Below are 12,160 nucleotides of genomic sequence, written 5' to 3'. Positions count from 1 at the left end.
CCCTCCCCGTTTACGATTTGGATACCATGGCATGTTAGCTTGAAACGGTCTTTCCATGGGAGCAAGCACCGTGAACGTCGGCGTGACACGTAATGCCTACATGGCGAAGTATCTTTACGCCGGAGGTGCCGCCGCTCCACCCAGAAAGCCCGCTACCGATGCTGGGCCGCAAGGTACAACTCGACCAACCGCTGCCGGAGTGACCGTCCAGATTTCCGATCAGGCCAAAGCCGCTCAGTCGGCTCTTCAGAATACTTCTGCATCTGAAACGGTAAAGTCGAAGGTGAACTCGTTGTATGAAGAGGTCCGCACACGTGGCTCTTCTGTCACCTTCGATACGTCTTTACCGGGCGAGCTCCTAGACGTTTCATCGTTGACCGATGATGACCTGGCAAAAATCGCAGTCGACCGCGAAGGTGCGTTCTCGAAGGAGCTTTCAGATTACGCGACCGGCGCTTTGGCTGCCCGGATGAAGGTTTCACTGGAGCCGTACGAAAACAATGTGTTTTCCGGTGACCGGAGAGGTCATGCTATGACGATCAACAAGCTTTATGATCAGATGTCTCCAGACACGCGGATCGCGCTAGGCTGGACGCCAGCCATGATGGCTTCCAACAACAGGATGCTGGAAGGTGACACGCGGCTGTTCGGAAAATTCGACGAGGATATCGTTATGAGTAACCTGTTCGCCGCAACGAGACAGGGCGGGCTCAGTTTCGCTGTGAATAAGGCTGGCTGATACCGCAACGCGCGCGCCATGCATCGTTCCAGTCGTCGAATCCTTCGGGCGGTGGACGATCGATGACCTCCCGGCCATTGGCGGCGAGGTGACCATATGATTTCTGGAACAGGCGCTCAGCGGCGCTGCCGCGATCGCGATAGGCAATAACGCGACGAACTTTTTCCGGGATCGCGACGAACGCCAGACGCTCGACGCCCCCCAGCGCCCATGTCGGCGTGCCAAACCACGCCATTGCCGACATCGCATCCTCGGTTCCCTCGGCCAGCCCCAGTTCATCGGTGGCAGGTGCCAAACGGATGGCTGACGTACCAAGCAGACCGAGCGAAACCTTCGGTTTGGGGATCGGCTTGTGCAATACGTCCAATGGATCGAGGAAGGTGCGCTGGACGGCGACGACGCCCTCATCATTTTCGAACGCGGCGATCATGGCCGGCATGATGCGCTTCGTTGGGCCAGACCCGAGGATCGTGGAGGGGTTGAAGCGCAGGGAATTTGGGTAAGGGCCGGATAGACCCCGGGCGAGAAGATAATCCTGGGCGAGCGTCTGGGCGAGGGGCGGGCTCTCCCTCCAGAGGCGTAACGCCAGCGCGCTCAGGTCGCGCTTGGGCTTGGTCTCGGACATCGACAATGGGCCGCGATCATGCAGCTTGTGGCGCTGGAGCGCCTTCAGGACTTCAATCGTGGTGCAGCCCGCGAAGCAGTGAAAAAGAATGGCGGTATCCCCGAGCCGCACGCTGAGACTGGGCGAGCCATCCTCGTGAGCGGGGCACCGGCATTCGCCACGTGTTCCCCGCCAGACACCGCCGAGATGTTCGACAATGTTCTTGGCGCGGATCTCAGCGTCAAGCGGCAGTCGTGCCATCGCGATCGTCCTGTGGGCTTGATAGGTTTCGTTCATGGGAGCCTCCGGAATCAGGGAACCGAAGACCAGTTGGCTTCCTGGGGTCGGTTCCGGCTGAGGGCGAAATGACACCCTAAGCGTCGGCGTCTTTCGGCCAGAGGTATTCGCCGGTGAGCAGGATGTGCGCCCATCCCAGCGGCGAGACATGGGCGAGCAGATGGTCCGGCGTATCCAGCCCTTCGCGACGCCGGGCCTCGACGGCATGGCCGAGATGCAGGGTGTTCCAGTAGACGATGATAGTGGTGAGCAGGTTGAGGCCCGCGATCCGGTAGTGCTGGCCCTCGGTGGTACGGTCGCGGATCTCGCCTTGGCGGCCGATACGCAGGGCGTTCTTGAGCGCGTGATGCGCCTCGCCCTTGTTGAGGCCGACTTGGGCACGGCGCTGCATCCCGGTGTCGAGAATCCATTCGATGATGAACAGGGTACGCTCGATCCGGCCGACCTCCCGCAGGGCGGCGGCCAGATCGTTCTGGCGCGGATAGGCGGAGAGCTTGCGCAGGATGCGGCTCGGCGCGACCTGCCCGGCACTCATGGTGGCGGCGCAACGGAACAGGTCGGGCCAGTTGGAGACGATCAGCGCCTCACGCGCCTTTCCGCCCACCAGTGGACGCAGTTCGGTCGGCGTGGCGGCGGGATCGAATACGTACAGCCGTTTGGACGGCAGGTCGCGGATGCGCAGCACGAGGCGGTAGCCGAGCATGGCGCTGATCCCGAACAGATGGTCGGTGAACCCGCCGGTGTCGGCATATTGCTCCTCGATCCGCCGGCCCGCCTCGTTCATCGTCAGCCCGTCGAGCAGATAGGGTGCCTCGCTGACGGTCGCAGGGATCGGCTGCGACGCGAACGGCGCGAAGCGGTCGTTGACGTGGGTGTAGGCCTTGATGCCGGGGTCGTTGCCGTAGCGGGCATTGACCGTGTTCATCGCCTCGCCCTGTCGCGCGGCAGGGTAGAACTGGCCGTCGGCGGAGGCGGTGGTGCCCATGCCCCAGACCCGCGCCATCGGCAGTGCGCCTTGCGCCGCAACTACGGCGGCCAGTGCCTGGTCGATCGCCTCGCTCTCGACATGCCAGCGCGCGAGGCGGGAGAGCTGCCAGTAATCGTGGGTATTGCAGGCTTCGGCCATCTTGCGCAGGCCGAGGTTCAGCCCCTCGGCAAGAAGGACGTTGAGCAGGCCGATCCGGTCGCCGCACGGCACGCCGGTGCGCAGGTGGGTGAAGGCATCGGTGAAGCCGAGCGCGGCATCGACTTCGAGCAGCAGGTCGGTGATGCGGACGGGCGGCAGGCGACGGTACAGGTCGAGCACCAGCTCCTCGATCCCGTCTGGCGGATCGGCGGTGAGACGGTCGATGCGCAGCGTGCCGTCTTGGATGCTGCCATGCGGGATCGTGCCGTTGCGCGCGGCGCGACCGAGCCGGCCGAGGCCATCGGCAAGCCGTGCCTTGCGGTCGGCCAGCCAGACATGTGGATCGGATGGGACCGCCAGCTTCATGGTCCGCGCGACCGTCATCGGCACGAGAACATGGCGCAGGTCGCCATAGCGATGCGAGCGGTCGAGCCAGATGTCGCCCGAGCGCAGCGCATCGCGCAGGTGGAACATCACCGCGACCTCGCGGAGACGGGCATCGTCACCACCCTTCACCCGCAACTGACGCCGCCATTTGGAATGCGGGCGGAGGAAATCGTCGGTCGCCGGCAGGTCGCCCTTGGCGGCAATGGCCTTCACCGCGTCGAGCAGGGGGCGGGCGACCGGCGCAGCTACGAGATCAAGGCAGCGAAGCATACGCGGCGCATAGCGGCGGAAGCGGTGATAGCCCTGGTCGACATGGGCGAGCGGATCATCCCCCAGCGTATCGGTCAGCGTCCTGGCCGTTGCGACAAGGCGGTCGAGCCGATCCCAGCCTGCCGCGTGCGCGACCGCATCCTCCAGTGATGCGCCGTCGCCATGCGCGTCGAGCAGCGATCGACCGAGCGCAGCGAACCCGTCCAGCGTCGCGGTGACCGCGCCTCTGGTTTCCGCGGCACGCGCATCGTGCACCTGCTTCGCCTCGCGCCAGGTCCGGCCGACAATCCGGTCATGGGTTTCAATCACCGCATCGGCGGTCGCGGCAGCCCATTCGACGACGCAGACCGCGAGGATAGCGCGGCGCCGGTCGGCGTTCAGATCGCGCAGGCCATCGGCGAAGTAGCGTTCGCCCTGCCGACGCAGGCGAGCGACGCGGTGGGGCGGTACGCTGGCGAGCAGACTGGCATCGAGATTCATCCCGCGCAGGAACTCCAACCGGTCGAGCAGCCGGTTCGCCGCGGCGGAATTGTTGCCCGGCTCGATCCGGCGCAGCCAGATGAAGCGGCTGATCGTACCCGGCAGCATCTCGGTCGTCAGCCGGTCGAGCCGGGTGCAGGCGACGCGATCGAGGCGCGTGGCGATCCGCTTCTCGATATTCCGCTCGGCCGCGACCAGCGCGTCGGCGCACATTCGCTCGATGGTCGTGATCGCCGGCAGGATGGTCATGGTGTCGCGGCAGCGAGCGATGAAGCGCCGGGCGAGATCGTCGTTGGAGCGCGCCTGTTCGGCTTCGGCCAGTATCCAGTCGCGGAACGCACGCACCGGTGCGCCTTGACCGGGAAACGACCTGTAGCCGTAGGTACGGCGCAGCACCTCCATGTGCTGCTGGCGGGTCTGGCGGCGGACAGCATATCGGACGAGCGTGTCACCAGCGATGCCGAGCTGGCCACCGAGGAAGGCGGATACCGCCAGCGGGATCACCTCGCCCGGTGCCAGCATGCGACCGGGATAGCGCAGCGCACACAGTTGCAACGCGAAGCCGATCCGGTTTTCCGGACGGCGTCGCCGGTCGATATGGATCAGATCGTCATCGGCCAGGATGTAGTGCCTCAGCAGCGACGCCTCGTCGCTCGGCAAGTCGAGCAGCGCCGACCGCTGCCGGGCGCTCAGGATATGGCGGCGCGGCATGGTCAGGTGTCCCTGTTGAACAGAAGTCTGTTTTGGACAACACTGACCCCGCGCAGATCAAGGCTTTTCGGGGTCGGTTTTCGGGAAGGTTCAATTGGGACAACGCGCCGCCATCTACGCCCGTGTCTCGACCGCCGACCAGTCGTGCGAGCGGCAGCTGCGCGACCTTGCCGGTTTCGCAGAGCGGGGCGGCTATGAGGTGATCGAGGTCTTCCGCGAAACCGCCTCGGGCATGAAGACCAACCGCTCGGCACGCAGCGAAGTGATGAAGCTTGCGCAGGCGCGCCACATCGATGCGATCCTCGTCACCGAACTCAGCCGTTGGGGGCGATCAACGCAGGACCTGCTCGATACGCTGAACCGGCTGTCGGGCTGGCGCGTGTCGGTCGTCGCGATGAGCGGCATGACCTTCGAGGTCGACACGCCGCATGGGCGGATGATGGCGACGATGCTCGCTGGCATCGCACAGTTCGAGCGCGACATGCTCAGCGAGCGGGTTCGGTCCGGTCTCGCCGCAGCGCGGGCACGGGGACGCAAGCTTGGCCGGCAGACCGGTGACCGCCCCAAATCCGACCGGCACGCGCCCAAGGTGCTGGAGCTGGTCGCCGAGGGGCGCAGCTATCGCTGGATCGCGCGCGACCTCGGCCTCAGCAAGAACACCGTCGCCGCGATCGTTGGGCGCGCGCGGGTGGAGACGGCTCCCGATATCAAAATTGCGGAATAAGAATTCTCGGCATATGATCCTGTCGTAAAGACGCTGAATTATCGTTTGACCACCCGCCAAGGCACGAGCGCCGTAGAAGGTTTCCAGCAAGTTTCCAGGCTCGCTGCGAAGTCGTTCGCCCACGCACCGGGACTACCCGGCTTCAGCCATCCTTCGTAGCGTGATCGCATCAGGTACTCGCCAATCTCAAACGATATCTTGTCGGCGTGCAGCACAATCTCGGGCATCTGGCGGGTCTGATTTAACACGGACGAGAACCTGAGGTCTTCTCCAGTCGCTAGGTGCGCCATTGCGGCGGGACATTTGCGAATGTCAGCCTCGAGCCACTCCAGTCCCGCCTTATCGAGCGAACGGAGCAGGGCATCATCGCCTTGCGGCGGTGACTTTGCGATCATGGCGAATAGTCGCTGCCCGCGGGCTCGCGCCCTTGGCGGTTTGCCTTCATAGGGTGAACGGACCATCCGGGCTATCAGGCGATCTCCGCATGTCCGGCGTGCCTCGCCTACGTCGGCATCGGTGCAGCCCCTGCGGACTGCGATTGCGTAAACCGGAAAGCCGTAATCGTCTCCTAGATAGCGGACCGCCATCGCCGGTTCGGACCGTTCGGGAAAGAAGCGGGCCGGGTCGAATGCAAGTGCGCGAGTGCGTTCCTGGAAATCGTATGCCCGCGGAGCGTCCTGTGCTGCCAAGGGCGCGACTTGGCCGAGGACGAGCGCAGCGGCGATGTAGGCAGATCGGATCATGCTCATACATCACACGGCCTGTCAGGGCTGCATAGCCAGTTTCACGGGCGTCGCGAATGCCGCCTACCCCCAACCCAGTCAGTCCGCTTAGGGCGTCATTTCGCCCTCAGCCGGAACCGACCCCTAGTCGGCCGCGGCGATGCGCCGGAAGGGATAGCTCGCGGCAAGCGCCATATAGTCGGCGATCGACCAAGGCATGCCCCCATAGCGGCTTGTCAGCACATAGCCCGCGCTGTCGAGGTCGAGGCTGCGCAGACCGGTGGCATTGCCAAGCTGCCCGTGACGCCAGCCTTCCCAGGAGCGCCAACCGCCCCGATCACGCCACTTCGACAGGCAGTTGGCCGATATCAGCATCGGCTGATGCATCAGCTTCGCGCGTTCGAGGATGGGGCCGTTGTTGAGATGAGGCAGGCCGACGACGATCTCGATCGTCACGCCAGAAGCTCGACGCCGAGCGCTGCGAAGGTGTTGACCGGCCGTTTGCGATCGTATCGCGCAGCATCGCAAAGGCCCGTGAAGTCCGGCCCGTCATACTGGGTGAAGCCGAGATGGTCGCAGCCGATGATGCGTCGTCCGACCACACCGACCTTGCCCGTGGGCACCCAGTCGGCCCAATCGCCGGACGCGGACCGCACCCCGATCTCGCCAATCGACGCCTCGATCGCCGCAACCTTCGTCAGGACATAACTGTCGCTCGGAGTGATGACCTGGCCGGTGAACCGGCCGTAGCGGTCGGGCCGCCAGTGGCGCGCGGTCTGGTGGGCGATGCCGCGCTCGATGTCGAAATACGGGTCCTTCAGCTGTTCGAGCTCCGTCTCGAAGGCGAGGACCACAAGCGCCCAGTTGACGTCCTCCTCATAGTAGATGCTATCGAGCCGCAGCGCCTCGGGCATCGCCGCCTGACGCTCGTCCGACAGCACGAAGCCGCCATGCGAGGGGGTCTTCACCCACCAGACGCCGGGGAGCCGCTGGGTTGCCATATCGGGCGTATCCCACAGAGTATGTACAGGCGCAGGCGTGGAGGCGAAAGCGGGCATAAGGCATCTCCTTGAGCGATGCCCTCCCCATCCCTCTCCTCTCCTGACCTTCAGCGGCGCCGACGTCCTGAAGGCGACCCCTCGCACGAGAGCCGTTCGCCGCGACGCCATTTGGCCGGATCGATGAAATAGCCGGCATGAACGCCCGCACGGCGGGCCGTAGCGCGGTCATAGGCAGCGACGTAGCGCTGCGCGCGCGCCGGATCGTCCTTCAGGTAGCTGGTCGCAGGCACCGCCAGCCCGACCGCGATCATGCGTTCGCCAAGGTCCTCGCCATCCACTTCGACCGTTCCGATGGGGCGACCATAGCTTTGCTTGCCGGTCAGGCGGATCGTGCTGCTTCCCGCCTTCAGGAGCTTCGCGGCATAGTCCTGCGCGGCTTTGCCGCACGGCCAGCAGCCATCGATGTTACGGCATAGCTGGCGCTTTTCGAAGGCGTCGGCCCCGTACAGCCGGACATCGAACGACACGGTATCGCCGTCGATCGCGCGGCCGTCAGCCCGGATCACCGGCTCGTCGCTTGGTTCGGAGGCGGCACCCTCGCAGCCTGCGAGGAGCAGGGCGAGGCCAAGGATCAGACGCATGCGTGGACGTCCTCGTGGGCGATGGCCATAGCTTCGACCAACCGCCAAGGCTGTATCGGATCGCCAGTGGCTTCGATCGCGGTGTCGATCCCGTCACGGCGCATCCAGCGCGCGACGCGGACCGCGTTGGCATGGCTGCACAGCACGCGGCGCAGTGGCGAGAGGGGGGCATCGTCTGACATGGGCAAATCCATCATGCTGCATTCGCGGAAAGGGGGGACGTCGTGAAGACCGTCCGGTGGACCCTCGTCTCGGGCACGACCACCCAGGCGAGGTCGCGGAAGCCGGTGATGCGATAGCGGCTTCGCCCGACATCGCTGCGGAACGTGACGCTCTCACCCTTCTTGACAACGATGAAGTCGGTGCCGCTGTGACCGTCACCGAAGGCCATTGGCCTTGGGAAGCGGAGCCGCATACCGTCCTCTATCTTGCGGGCGTGGAGGCGCAGCCGGACCAAGCAACGGCGTCGCCAGTCGAGCGCGTGTTCGTTCGCGGTCGGCGACAGGAGACGGAGGATCCTGGCGGGGCAACCGGCTTCGCAGGGTCCCATCGATTCTTCCATTTCCTTATAGGCGAAGACGTATCGGTCCCTCGCCTTCGGGTTCCAGCGGACCAGGCAGACCAGCGCGATGACATATTGGGGTTCGCCGTCCTCCACGATCTCAGCCGCGGCATACCAGACGCGGTTTCCGACGCATGCGCTGTCGATGACGCGCATGCCTCGCGTGCCGCCACCATCCACAGTGCGGCTGTAGGTGAACTGGTCGTCGAGATACGCCTTGGGAGTGGCATGGCCGCCCACGCCGGCGCTGGTCATTGAGGTCCAACCCATGTCGTGTTCTCCGGTGCTGGTGGGTCATGCGGCAAGCCGCGTGTTCGCTGTTTGCAGGGCCTCGGATGAGAAAGCGCGGAGGTACGAAAATGCCTGCTCGGCCTTGGTTGCGGCGAGGAAGATCGCGGTCTTGTCCGCCTTCAGGACCTTCAGCCAGCTGGCGAGATAGCTGGCGTGGGTGTCGTGCATCTCGGTCGGCAGGCCGAGGTCGCCACAGATCATTGCCGCGCCGAGCTCTGCGACCAGTTCTTCCATGGCGTAGGCCTTGTCGCCGAACTTCTTGCCGAAGGTGCGGTCGAGCCGGGTCCGATGACCGGTCCAGTGGCAGCTTTCGTGTGCTAGAATCGACGCGTAGCCGTCGGCCGACTTGAAGCTGCCGGGACGCGGCATCTGGATATAGTCGAAGCTGATGTCGAAGAAGGCGGCACCGCCACCATGCCGGACCTTGGACGGGATCGCTGCGAAGAACGCGTCGATGCGATCCTGTCGATCCGAAAGTAGCTGCGGCGTCGGTGCGATCGGTTGCGGGTAGTAATAGTCCGGCAGGCCGGTGATCTCGTCGGCGTTGAAGACCTCGTATGAGCGCAGGAAGCGGATCATCCGGTCGGCCGACATGCCAAGCAGGTTGGGAACGCCGGCTTTGCGGAAGGTCGAGGCGTAGACGGAATAAGACGGCCTTGCGTCGGCGCGGACCGTCCCGCCAAGTTCACGCGCCTGGCGCGCGGTCATCCAGTAGCGGCTGCGATATCCGTGGGTGTCGCCGACCGCCCAGAGCCAGAGTGCGTTGATGCCATTGTAGGTCGATCCTTCATGACGAAGCGGGCGACCGCCCTCGCCGATGATCGACCATGGACGTTGCCAGGGCGTCGTCCCGGCTTCCAGCTTTGCGATGATGGTAGCGGTGATGTCGGCCGCGATGTCGCGGGTAGCAGAGGTCATGGCGCTGTCCCCTCGGGCGAGGTGAAAAGACACTGCCGGCACCGCGGGGTCGCGGTCCGGCAGTGAGGTTGCTCAGATCGGGATCGGGGCCGCTCTATTCCGCCGCGACCAGCTCGGTCTCGACGTGATCGTCGTTCTGGGGCTGCACTTCGGCGACGACGTCCTTGTTGTCCTGCTGATCGAGCGTGACGTCGTCGTCCGGACCGTCGCCGATGAGCGCCGCCAGATCGTCACCACCGGCCTCGTCATCGCCCGCACCGGCATCCGTGGTGTCGTCCTCGATCAAATCGGCAAGGTCGCCCTGTGCGTCATCCGCCTCGGCCGCGATCGGCTTCTCGGTGAAGCACATCGCCGCGGGCAGCCACTTCAGGGCCGCTTCCTTGACCGCTGGCTCGACGATTGCGTCCCCGCCGAACAGCTTCTCGCAATTGGCCGAGATAATCGGCTTCTTCTCGGTCGCATGCCGGGTCGAGAGCGCCGGTCCGCCGACTTCGTGCAGGAGCGTGACGAGTGAGCCCTTGGAGACGCGGTCGAAGAAGTTCTCCGAGGTGGGCCGCCACCAGCTGGCGACGTCGATGTCGAGGATGCTCGCGAGGCGAGCGTGCATCGGGTTCAGCTGGTTGGTCCCGTAGGAGATTTTGGCCTCCAGCGAGGTTGCAACGATGTAAGCCAGCCACGCCGTCTTCACCTCGTCGCCGAGCGCCCGGAACGCTTCGAAGCGCATCACCTGATGGTCAGATGTCTTCCAGGACATATCCAGCCCCTCATGCACCTCGGTCAGATAATCACGCGCGCGCGATCCGGGCGAGTTGGCGAAGGAGATAGGATCCTGCGGGCGGTCCGCGCGGATCGTCGTGCCGTCGTTCGCCGCGGTGCCGCAACGCTCGTCGACCATCGCGAACAGCATATAGTCGAGCGCCAATCCCGGATTACCGATCAGGGCGGCCCCCAGCACGTCGCGGCGCTGCATCGCGAGCTGGTCGCTGAGGACCTGGCTGAGCGCCTTGCCGCCCGGTGCCGCGTTGTCGGGCTCGACGACCTTGTCGCTCCCATCCTTCACCGGGGTTGAGGAGCCCTCCTCGATGCGGAAGGTGGGCGCCTGCACGACGCAATCGGCAACCCCATCGGCCTCACTCCCGTCCACGGCCTCGCTGCCCTCGGCAGCGCCGTCGACCGGCTCGGGCTCAACCACGGTCACCGTGATCGGCGTCTCGCTGTAATAGCTCTCGTTGAGGAGCATGGTGCCGTTTTGCGCCAGCGTCAGGAAGGCCCCGACGCGCGATGCGAGTTCGGGCGGCATGAACACCGGTCGGTTATCGAGCGCTTCCAGTTCGGCCGCGAGGGTATCCATCTCGGTCTCCAGCGTGGTGAAGACGTCGTCGGCCAGTTCGTCGTTCTGCATCTCGTCGTGCAGTTCGGCCATGCGCTGCTCGATCGCCTCGGCGCGCTCGGCCTGTTCCACGGTCATCGGCTGCTCGGGCAACGTGATCTTGTGGAGGCCGCGAACCGCGTCCCAGGTGCTGTGGGTCGCGATCGGCCGGATCCACGCCAGGCCACGTTCCTCACCGATACGGGTCGCCTCGGCCTCCATGATTGCGGCGGCGAGACCCTTCGCGATTTCGGGATTGCGCCACTTCTCACGGGCATCGCTGAACAGGTCGCGATCGATGACGCCGCCAGCTGCCTCGTAAGCCTCGGCGCCGACCAAGAGCGCGATCGGATCGTCGGCGCGCATCATGTCGTTGGCGATGATGCGGCGGATCGAGTCCGCGCTATAGTTGCTGTACGAACCGTAGGTCGTCCAGGTGCTCAGCTGTGCCTCGTGGCTGCTGGTGGACGCATAGGCCTTCGCCATGTCGAGGGTGATCTTGTTCTCGGCGAGCGCGGTGAAGATCGGTTCGGCGAGGTCAGCCAGGCGGAGGCGGCCGTCGATAAAGCGCCGCGTCACGCCGAACCGCTTGGCCACCGCGTCGATGTCGGCCTTGCCGGTCAGGAAATGCTGGAACGCGCGGCATTCCTCGGTCGGGCTCAGCTTCAGGTGATGGAAGCTGACGGCGAGCGAGGTTTCGGTCAGCTCTGCATCGTCGCCCTTCAGGACGCGCACCGGCACGTCATACTGGTCCGGATCGATGACACCGCGTTCGACCAGCAGATTGAGCGCGCGCCAGCGCCGGCCGCCATCGAACACCTCGAACATGCCACGCGATCGGGCAACCGGGGTCACGAGCAGGTTCTGGAGGACACCGCGGGCCTCGAGGTCGGCTGCGAACGGTTCGATCTGCAGGGTTGCGTCGGGCGCGGTGCGGACATTGCTGGCGGAGAGCCGGAGCTTCGACAGCTTGACGGACTGGATCATGGGAAAACACCCTTCGTATCTGAGCATCCGATCATTTCTCGGACACCCATCCCCTTCCCCCTTCGCTCTTTGCCGCCCTGGCTCTCCCGGTTTGTTCGGTTTGCGGCAGCAAACCAGTATTGTTGACGCTCGAAACCCGGCTATCTGGGTGTCGCCGGCGATCGCCGGGCTCCAGATGTGCGGACAATGCCATGACCACTGAAACTGACGTGACCCCGGTCTTTCATCCAGCGGCAACCAGAGACCGACCGGTGTTGTCGCGCATGAGCGCAGGCGAAGCAACGGGCGGGGTTAACCCCGCCCGTTGCTGTTCGAGTTCGGCGGCGAACGC

12 protein-coding genes are annotated in these 12,160 nt (G+C 64.8%); 2 read left to right on the top strand and 10 right to left on the bottom strand.

The features are described 5' to 3' along the window. The first annotated feature begins 70 nt into the window (after window positions 1-70). Window positions 71-739, top strand: coding sequence for a hypothetical protein (locus tag QLH51_RS04005; protein WP_283514248.1), 669 nt, complete (start codon window positions 71-73; stop codon window positions 737-739). Here the strand turns inward: QLH51_RS04005 and QLH51_RS04000 are convergent. Together QLH51_RS04000 and QLH51_RS03995 are read right to left on the bottom strand one after the other, a co-directional pair. Continuing rightward, window positions 711-1,640 carry a DUF7146 domain-containing protein gene (locus QLH51_RS04000; RefSeq protein WP_283514246.1) on the bottom strand — a complete coding sequence of 310 codons (930 nt, stop codon included), beginning with the start codon at window positions 1,638-1,640 and terminating at the stop codon, window positions 711-713. The genes QLH51_RS04005 and QLH51_RS04000 overlap by 29 nt on opposite strands. Before the next feature lie 76 nt (window positions 1,641-1,716). After that, complete coding sequence (locus QLH51_RS03995; RefSeq protein WP_283514245.1) at window positions 1,717-4,614, bottom strand: Tn3 family transposase; 2,898 nt, start codon at window positions 4,612-4,614, stop codon at window positions 1,717-1,719. Window positions 4,615-4,708: 94 nt separating this feature from the next. On the opposite strand from QLH51_RS03995, the gene QLH51_RS03990 reads away from it, so the two are divergent. Further along, window positions 4,709-5,338: a recombinase family protein gene (locus QLH51_RS03990; RefSeq protein ID WP_056503899.1), complete on the top strand. Its 630-nt coding sequence runs from the start codon at window positions 4,709-4,711 to the stop codon at window positions 5,336-5,338. Window positions 5,339-5,376: 38 nt separating this feature from the next. Here QLH51_RS03990 and QLH51_RS03985 read toward each other — a convergent pair whose 3' ends face one another. The 8 genes from QLH51_RS03985 to QLH51_RS03950 form a co-directional block, all read right to left on the bottom strand. Beyond that, window positions 5,377-6,087, bottom strand: coding sequence for a hypothetical protein (locus tag QLH51_RS03985; protein ID WP_056503897.1), 711 nt, complete (start codon window positions 6,085-6,087; stop codon window positions 5,377-5,379). A 117-nt stretch (window positions 6,088-6,204) separates the two neighbouring features. Further along, entirely contained in the window at window positions 6,205-6,516 is a 312-nt protein-coding gene (locus QLH51_RS03980) for a hypothetical protein (RefSeq protein WP_283514244.1), read from the bottom strand. Beyond that, window positions 6,513-7,118 carry a DUF7007 domain-containing protein gene (locus QLH51_RS03975; RefSeq protein WP_283514243.1) on the bottom strand — a complete coding sequence of 202 codons (606 nt, stop codon included), beginning with the start codon at window positions 7,116-7,118 and terminating at the stop codon, window positions 6,513-6,515. The genes QLH51_RS03980 and QLH51_RS03975 overlap by 4 nt, the downstream gene beginning before the upstream one ends. A gap of 50 nt (window positions 7,119-7,168) precedes the next feature. Continuing rightward, the gene (locus QLH51_RS03970; RefSeq protein ID WP_283514242.1) at window positions 7,169-7,702 is read right to left on the bottom strand and encodes a thermonuclease family protein; all 534 of its coding nucleotides are present in this window, start codon (window positions 7,700-7,702) and stop codon (window positions 7,169-7,171) included. Then, the gene (locus tag QLH51_RS03965) at window positions 7,693-7,884 is read right to left on the bottom strand and encodes a hypothetical protein (protein WP_283514241.1); all 192 of its coding nucleotides are present in this window, start codon (window positions 7,882-7,884) and stop codon (window positions 7,693-7,695) included. The genes QLH51_RS03970 and QLH51_RS03965 overlap by 10 nt, the downstream gene beginning before the upstream one ends. A gap of 11 nt (window positions 7,885-7,895) precedes the next feature. Beyond that, the gene (locus tag QLH51_RS03960) at window positions 7,896-8,519 is read right to left on the bottom strand and encodes a DUF6927 domain-containing protein (RefSeq protein ID WP_283514240.1); all 624 of its coding nucleotides are present in this window, start codon (window positions 8,517-8,519) and stop codon (window positions 7,896-7,898) included. Between the two features lie 39 nt (window positions 8,520-8,558). After that, entirely contained in the window at window positions 8,559-9,473 is a 915-nt protein-coding gene (locus tag QLH51_RS03955) for an ArdC family protein (protein WP_283514239.1), read from the bottom strand. A gap of 94 nt (window positions 9,474-9,567) precedes the next feature. Continuing rightward, entirely contained in the window at window positions 9,568-11,829 is a 2,262-nt protein-coding gene (locus tag QLH51_RS03950; protein ID WP_283514238.1) for a ParB N-terminal domain-containing protein, read from the bottom strand. Between the last annotated feature and the right edge of the window lie 331 nt (window positions 11,830-12,160).

Origin of the sequence: Sphingomonas sp. 2R-10 (assembly GCF_030062225.1) — a bacterium.
In the GTDB taxonomy this organism is placed as follows: Bacteria; Pseudomonadota; Alphaproteobacteria; order Sphingomonadales; family Sphingomonadaceae; genus Sphingomonas.
Note: the sequence above shows the minus strand (reverse complement) of the source record. Positions and strands in the feature narration are given on the sequence as shown.

Coding starts and splice junctions, on each gene's coding strand:
- QLH51_RS04000 (WP_283514246.1), bottom strand. CDS start 1,640: ATGAACGAAACCTATCAAGCCCACAGGACGATCGCGATGGCACGACTG.
- QLH51_RS03995 (WP_283514245.1), bottom strand. CDS start 4,614: ATGCCGCGCCGCCATATCCTGAGCGCCCGGCAGCGGTCGGCGCTGCTC.
- QLH51_RS03985 (WP_056503897.1), bottom strand. CDS start 6,087: ATGAGCATGATCCGATCTGCCTACATCGCCGCTGCGCTCGTCCTCGGC.
- QLH51_RS03975 (WP_283514243.1), bottom strand. CDS start 7,118: ATGCCCGCTTTCGCCTCCACGCCTGCGCCTGTACATACTCTGTGGGAT.
- QLH51_RS03970 (WP_283514242.1), bottom strand. CDS start 7,702: ATGCGTCTGATCCTTGGCCTCGCCCTGCTCCTCGCAGGCTGCGAGGGT.
- QLH51_RS03965 (WP_283514241.1), bottom strand. CDS start 7,884: ATGTCAGACGATGCCCCCCTCTCGCCACTGCGCCGCGTGCTGTGCAGC.
- QLH51_RS03960 (WP_283514240.1), bottom strand. CDS start 8,519: ATGACCAGCGCCGGCGTGGGCGGCCATGCCACTCCCAAGGCGTATCTC.
- QLH51_RS03955 (WP_283514239.1), bottom strand. CDS start 9,473: ATGACCTCTGCTACCCGCGACATCGCGGCCGACATCACCGCTACCATC.
- QLH51_RS03950 (WP_283514238.1), bottom strand. CDS start 11,829: ATGATCCAGTCCGTCAAGCTGTCGAAGCTCCGGCTCTCCGCCAGCAAT.